9 protein-coding genes are annotated in these 6540 nt (G+C 70.9%); 4 read left to right on the plus strand and 5 right to left on the minus strand.

Annotated elements, in window-relative coordinates:
- Window positions 1-155: 155 nt before the first annotated feature.
- Window positions 156-572, plus strand: a complete 417-nt coding sequence (locus DEJ01_RS13225) for a VOC family protein (RefSeq protein WP_027465416.1) — start codon at window positions 156-158, stop codon at window positions 570-572.
- On the opposite strand, the gene DEJ01_RS13230 is transcribed toward DEJ01_RS13225, so the two are convergent.
- Complete coding sequence (locus DEJ01_RS13230) at window positions 553-1500, minus strand: isoprenylcysteine carboxylmethyltransferase family protein (protein ID WP_111093254.1); 948 nt, start codon at window positions 1498-1500, stop codon at window positions 553-555. The genes DEJ01_RS13225 and DEJ01_RS13230 overlap by 20 nt on opposite strands.
- A 75-nt stretch (window positions 1501-1575) precedes the next feature.
- A complete protein-coding gene (locus DEJ01_RS18215; RefSeq protein ID WP_164941096.1) occupies window positions 1576-1722 on the minus strand; it encodes a hypothetical protein in 147 nt (48 codons plus the stop codon).
- A gap of 114 nt (window positions 1723-1836) precedes the next feature.
- Here DEJ01_RS18215 and DEJ01_RS13235 point away from each other — a divergent pair, with 114 nt between their 5' ends.
- Entirely contained in the window at window positions 1837-2175 is a 339-nt protein-coding gene (locus tag DEJ01_RS13235) for a DUF3140 domain-containing protein (RefSeq protein WP_071244508.1), read from the plus strand.
- Between the two features lie 38 nt (window positions 2176-2213).
- Window positions 2214-2414 (plus strand): hypothetical protein, encoded by a 201-nt coding sequence (locus DEJ01_RS13240; protein ID WP_111110269.1) that lies wholly within the window; start codon window positions 2214-2216, stop codon window positions 2412-2414.
- Window positions 2415-2439: 25 nt separating this feature from the next.
- On the opposite strand, the gene DEJ01_RS13245 is transcribed toward DEJ01_RS13240, so the two are convergent.
- Both DEJ01_RS13245 and DEJ01_RS18220 read right to left on the minus strand, forming a co-directional pair.
- Complete coding sequence (locus DEJ01_RS13245) at window positions 2440-3294, minus strand: family 16 glycosylhydrolase (protein ID WP_111093255.1); 855 nt, start codon at window positions 3292-3294, stop codon at window positions 2440-2442.
- A 103-nt stretch (window positions 3295-3397) separates the two neighbouring features.
- Window positions 3398-3658, minus strand: coding sequence for a hypothetical protein (locus DEJ01_RS18220; protein WP_071405277.1), 261 nt, complete (start codon window positions 3656-3658; stop codon window positions 3398-3400).
- 75 nt (window positions 3659-3733) lie between these two features.
- Here DEJ01_RS18220 and DEJ01_RS13250 point away from each other — a divergent pair, with 75 nt between their 5' ends.
- Entirely contained in the window at window positions 3734-4696 is a 963-nt protein-coding gene (locus DEJ01_RS13250; protein ID WP_181438452.1) for an SDR family oxidoreductase, read from the plus strand.
- A 271-nt stretch (window positions 4697-4967) separates the two neighbouring features.
- Here DEJ01_RS13250 and DEJ01_RS13255 read toward each other — a convergent pair whose 3' ends face one another.
- Window positions 4968-6194, minus strand: coding sequence for a cobalamin-independent methionine synthase II family protein (locus tag DEJ01_RS13255; protein ID WP_111093257.1), 1227 nt, complete (start codon window positions 6192-6194; stop codon window positions 4968-4970).
- Window positions 6195-6540 lie beyond the last annotated feature (346 nt).

The following is a 6540-nucleotide window of genomic DNA, read 5'->3' on the forward strand; positions in this document are numbered from 1 at the left end:
CGTGCCGTCGTCGAGACGCCGCCGAATGTGGAGGCGTCTCGACGACCTGGCGGCGCCGAACGAAGACGACGGCGTCTCCTTCCGCGGGGACGCGCACTCTGCCAGCATGATCACGACGCGGGCGACGGCGCCCGCGCAGGACGAGGGAGACCGTCATGACCGTTCGCCTCAACCCCTACCTCGGGTTCCGGAGCGGCGCCCGCGAAGCGCTCGAGTTCTACCACTCGGTCTTCGGCGGCACGCTCACCATCGGCACGTTCGGTGAAGCCGGCATGAGCCAGGACCCCGCCGACGCCGACAAGGTGATGCACGGTCAGCTCGACGGCGACCAGGGCCTGCTCCTGATGGCCTCGGACGCGCCGTCCGGCATGCCGACACCCGCGGAGAGCAGCATCTCGCTCTCGCTCAGCGGTGACGACCACGAACTGCTGACGCGGTGGTGGAACGGCCTGGCCCAGGGCGCGACGATCGTCGAACCGCTCACCACCGCGCCGTGGGGCGACACCTTCGGCATGCTGACCGACCGCCACGGGGTGTCGTGGCTGGTCAACATCAGCGGCGCGACGAGCTGAGCGGCAGGGAACCCACGCGTGCCGGCACCGGCCACCGCGGCACCCAGCACCGGACCTGCTCGGCGTAGCGGCGGAAGTCGTCGCCGAACCGTTCCGCCAGGTCGGATTCCTCGAGCGGACGGACGATGCAGTTCCAGACCACGGAACCGGCGACCGCGTAGACGACGACCAGCCACGACGACAGCAGCAGACCGACGGCGACGCCCTGGGTGATGCCGGCCAGTGACATCGGGTTCCGCACCGATCGGTACGGCCCGGCGACCACCAGGCGGTTCGCGGTGGCCGAGGGAAGCGGCGTGCCCTCGCCCTTCGTCGACATCGCCGCTGCCGACGCGATGCCGAGCGCACTCGCCAGCAGGAGCACGACCACACCGACGACGGTGATGGTAGTGACGAAGGGTGCCGGCAGCTGCGGGTGGAGGCCCCAGCGGTGCTCGGCGAACGCGATGAGCAGGGGGAACACCCCGAGGAACAGGCCCCAGAAGACGACGATCTGCACCACGGTCGCGGTGACGTGCCGGGAGCGCGGGGCCGCGGCGTCAGCGGTGCGGATCCGCAGCGGACCGCTCGTCACCCACTCCGTCGGGACCCGTCCGAGCAGGACGAGGGCAAGGGCGACCGCTGAGCCGATCGTGGCGGCGAGCATGACGAGCACGCCCCAGCCGGCCTCGCCGGTCACGGTGGCCCAGACGCTCAGGGCGACGAGCACCAGGGCGGTCCACACCGTCGTGCCCACCGCGGCGGCCCGGACACCGGCGGCGGCGAGCGCCGAGGCGACGACGAACAGCGGGACGTCGAACACGGCGACGAGCACCGGGTCGAGCGAGCCGAGCGTCGCCGTGCGGATCCAGGGCAGCGTCGCGACGGCGATCCACCAGGCCGCTCCACCGACGGCTTGCAGCGCGTAGTACCGCCGGCCCCAGGACATGGGTGCACGGTAGCAGTGCGCGGCGAGGGGCCGGGCCGTCGGCGGACCGTGCGTGCCGTCGCTCCCGACGGTGGGTCAGTCGGTGTGGTTGATCTGTCCGAGCCAGCGACCGAAGGACGGGGTGCGCTCGTCGTGCAGGGTGGGCAGGACGGGCTTCGGCAGGCAGGCGCGCTCGTCGGTGACGGTTCCGGCGCCGGTGCTCTTGTGGAGGTCGAGGCTCATGGTGGGCTCCTTCGTGGTCGGTGGAGTGTTCGACACCGGGCGGGGCCGTTCCATTCCCATCTGACCCGGCCCGCCCTGCGCAGTCGTCCAGCACGGCCGGGTTTGCTCGACCGCATGAGCGAGCACGACGACGAGCAGACCCGAGCCGACTTCGACGACGCGGTGAACATGACCGCTACCGAGCTGCGGAAGTGGCTCGACACCGACGAGTCGAAGTCCGTCGGGCAGAAGCCCTCGGGCGGCGGCGAGTCCACCGGCCACGAGAGCGGTCGGCACATCATCCGCATCCTCGAGAAGCACAAGGCCGACCGCACCGACGACGACCTGGCGCACATGCGGAAGGTCGTCGGCTACGTCGCCCGGCACTCGGAGCAGCGTCCCGACGGCGACGTGCACGACACCCCCTGGCGGTACTCGCTCATGAACTGGGGCCACGACCCGGAGAAGCACTGACGGCATCGGGCAGAATGGGTGGTGTGAACGAGACGGGCATGCCGCGCTTCCGACGGATCTGGTCGACCGTGCAGGTCGGTGTCCTCGCGATCGCCGTCGCGTTCTGCGTCGTGATGCTCGTGATCGGGCAGGGCAAGCTCGACCGGGTCTACGCGGTCGCCGCGGTGTTCTTCGGACTCGCCCTGGTCGGGCACAGCACGTACCTGTGGCTCGTCGCCCGGGCGAACCGCCGTCCCTGACGCGCTTCCGCTTCGGCGATCCCGGCTAGGCGTTCTGGTGGACCCGCAGCCAGTCGATCGTCATCTGCTGCGGGAACCGTGTCGAGGCGTCCGGCGAACCCGGCCAGTTCCCGCCGACCGCGACGTTGAGGATCACGAAGAACGGCTTGTCGAACACCCACGGGGCCGAGCCGACGTCGGCCCGGGTGACCGTCCGGTACGCGACGCCGTCGACCGTCCAGGTGATCGAGCCGGGGCGCCAGTCGACCCCGTACACGTGGAAGTCGTCGGCGAACGCTGCTCCGGACGGGTTCGTGTACGCCGCCGAGATGCCCTGCGCCCCGGAGTACCCGGGCCCGTGCACCGTGCCGTGCACGATCCCCGGCTCGTACCCGACGTTCTCCATGACGTCGATCTCCCCGCACGCCGGCCACCCGACCTGCCCGATGTCCGCGCCGAGCATCCAGAACGCCGGCCAGATGCCCTCGCCGCGGGGGATCCGGATCCGCGCCTCGATGCGGCCGTACTGCGCGGTGTAGGTGCTCTCGGACTTCAGCCGGGCCGACGAGTACGAGCCGTCGGCCTCGCGGTGTGCGGTGATCACGAGGTTGCCGGCACCGTCGAGCGCCGCGTTCCGCCGCGAGTCCGTGTAGGTCTGCAGCTCCGCGTTGCCCCAGCCGCCGGCACCCAGGTCGTACCGCCAGATCCCGGGGTTCGGCGCGCTGCCGGCCGGGCCGTCGAACTCGTCGGCGGCGAGCAGCACGGGGGCAGCGGTCGGCGCCGCAGCTCCGGTCACGGCCTGTGCCGAGCCATCCGGGATCGCCGTCGCGCCGAGGGCGGTCGTCGCGGCTCCGGCGAGTCCGAGCGTCATGAAGCGCCGTCGATCGATGTGCTGGTCCATGTCGTGCTCCCTGCAGCGCGATGGTGGTGTGGTCGTCGGATCATGCACCATCCGGCTGCACCTGAACAGGCCCACATCCCGCTTCGTCCGCGGGGCGCACCGGTCAGCCGAAGCGCATCGCCAGCGGCACGAGCAGGCCCGCGACCCAGACGAGCACCATCACGAGGGCGCCGACCGCGATGAGCCGTCGGCGACGCCGCAGCTTCGGGCTCCGCTCCTCGCCCCACATCTGTGCACGGACCAGCACCCGGTTCGCCTGCTCGACGACCTTCCGCACCTCGGGGTCGTCGACGTCGAGGACACCGGCGCGGGCATGCTCGGCGATGACCGCGGCTTCGTCGACGGTCAGGTCGTCCTTGCGCATGCTCCATCTTCGCACCGCGTGCAGGGGTACGACCCGGCTGTGCGGGAACGGACCACGGCCGGGTACCAAGGACACATGGGACATCGGTACCGCGGGAAGATCGTCGTCATCACCGGAGCATCGAGCGGCATCGGGAGGGCCGCCGCACACGAGTTCGCCCGGCAGGGCGCCACGCTCGTGCTCGCCGCACGCGGGCACGACTCGCTCGAGGCCGCAGCAGCCGAGTGCCGGAAGCTCGGCGCCGAGGCGATCGCGATCCCGACCGACGTCGCCGACGAGCACCAGGTCAAGGACCTCATCGGCACCGTGACGACCCGCTTCGGTCGCATCGACGTCTTCGTCGGCAACGCAGCCCTGTTCGTCTACGGCCTGTTCGAGCAGACGCCCACCGAGGCGTTCAAGCGCGTCGTCGACACGAACCTGTACGGGCACCTCAACGCCATCACGCACCTGCTGCCGCACTGGAAGCAGCGCGGGAAGGGCACCTACGTGCTCGTCGGCTCGATCCAGTCGCTGCTCTCGGCGCCGTACCAGTCGGCGTACGTGACGAGCAAGCACGCTGCGCTCGGCCTGGTCGACGTCCTCGGTGACGAGTTCGCGGGCACCGGCATCAAGTTCACCGCGCTGCTGCCGTCCACGATCGACACCCCGATCTACCAGAACGGCGCCAACTACACCGGCAAGACCTCGCACCCGCTGCCGCCCACCGTCTCGGTCGAGCGAGCCGGACGTGCCGTCGTGCACGCCGCCACACACCCCAAGCGCTACCGCTTCGTCGGACGCATCCAGGCATCGCTCGTGCCGCTGCAGTACGTGTTCCCGGGCCTGTTCCACAAGATCACGAAGCCGATGGTGGAGACGTTCGCGCTCCGTGGCAAGGGCGCCCCGACCGACGGGAACCTCTACGCCCCCGCCGACGCCGCGAACGCGACGAACGGCGGCTGGGTGGCGAAGCGACGGCGCGTCACGCGCCCCCTCGTGTGGCTCGGCGTCGCGGCTGCGGGCGCGGCGGTCGTGCTCGGCCGCTCGCGTCGGTAGACGCATCCGCTCACGGCCTGGAGGCCCGGTGCCAGCTGGCACCGGGCCTCCCGTCCGTCCGGCGCGCGTTCAGAGCCGGGCGTACCTGCCCGAACCGGGCGTATCTGGCGGAAGCGGGCGTACCTGGTGAACTCGGGCGTACCTGCCCGAACCGGGCGTACCTGCCCGATCCGGGCGTACCTGCCGAAACCGGGCGTACCTGCCGTGTTCTTCTTGGCAGGTACGCCCGATCTCGTCAGGTATCGCAGCCGTTCTGGGAAGGAACGGGCGGCTAGAAGAGCTTCGCGCTCGCGCGCCGGGCACCCTCGCCGAGGGACTCGAGCTTCGCCGCGGCGATCTGCGGGTGCACGCGGCCGCCGAGGCCGCAGTCGGTGCCGGCGATCACGCGCTCACGCCCGACCACCGATGCGAACCGCTCGATGCGCTGCGCGACGAGGTCGGGGTGCTCGACGACGTTCGTGGCGTGGCCGACGACACCCGGGACGATGACCTTGCCCTCGGGCAGGGTGACGTCCTGCCAGACGGTCCACTCGTGCTCGTGGCGGGCGTTCGCGGCCTCGAACGAGTACGCACCGGCGTCGATGTCGAGCATCAGGTCGACGATGTGGCGGAGCTCGATGTCGGTGGTGTGCGGTCCGTGCCAGGAACCCCAGCACAGGTGGAAGCGCACGCGGCTGGTGTCGAGGCCCCGCAGTGCGTGGTTGAGCGCCTCGACACGGGTGCGGGTGAAGGCGCGGTAGTCCTCGATGCTCGGCTCGGGGTTGATCTGGTCCCAGTTCTCGGCGATCGAGGGATCGTCGATCTGCAGCACGAGGCCGGCGTCGAGGATCGTCGTGTACTCCTCGCGCAGGGCGTCGGCCCACGCCCAGATGTGTTCTTCCTCGGTCGCGTAGTACTCGTTCGCGATGCGGGCGGCGGAGCCGGGGGAGAGCGCCGTGATGAAGCCGTTGTCCGCGCCGGCGGCCTCGACTGCGTGCTTGAGGTTGGCGGCGTCGGTGGCTGCGGCCTCGTGGCCGGTGTAGGTGATCGGGCCGGTCGTGGTCGGGAACGCGGTGGCGTTCTTGCCGGTGCCGATGCCGGACTCGGGGTCGGTGTAGGCATCGTGGAAGATCGTCCAGTCGCGGCGGTCCGGGAAGCTCGTGAGCCGGATGTTCCCCGGGGTGGACCGGACCGGCTGCTGCGAGAAGATGTTCTCGTCGGTCAGGCTCAGCCCGCTGACGCGCTGGAACGAGTAGCCCCACCAGGCGCCGTAGTCGACGCTGTTCGACATCGCCTTGCCGAACTCGCCGTCGCCGGGCTGCGTGATGCCCAGCGCGGTCTGCCGTGCGACGACGTCGTCGACGGCCGCGCTCGTCAGGGCTCGGACCTCGTCGGTGGTCTCGAGCGTGAAGCCGTCGGCGGCCACGGGCCGTGCGGCGTTCGCGGCGATGAGCTCCGGGGTGCGGGGGAGCGATCCGGCGGTGGTGGCCTGGATGCGGTCGGTGTTCTCGAAGGGCATGCGCTGCCTTCCTCTCGATGGGTGCGGACTGTCGGGAGTCGGGGGCCGCGCGCGAGGCTTCGCGGTGCGCTGCAGTGCCACTCTGCCACGAGGGATCGGGCCCGTTACGTTGCGCGACTCTGGCTTCGTGCGGACGCCGAACGACAGGGTCGATGTCGGACGACACCGACTCGGTCGCCTGTTGCGCGCGCGGACGGTTGCAGGCGCGTGCGAACGACAGGGTCGATGTCGGACGACGTCGACGGTGTCGTTCCGCATCGGCCCGCGCCCCCGCCCCCGACCCCCCCCGCCCCCCCGCCCCTTTACACATCCCCCAGCCCCCCACACGCCCCCCAAACTCCTATTC

The organism is Curtobacterium sp. MCLR17_040 (assembly GCF_003234735.1).
GTDB lineage: Bacteria > Actinomycetota > Actinomycetes > Actinomycetales > Microbacteriaceae > Curtobacterium > Curtobacterium flaccumfaciens.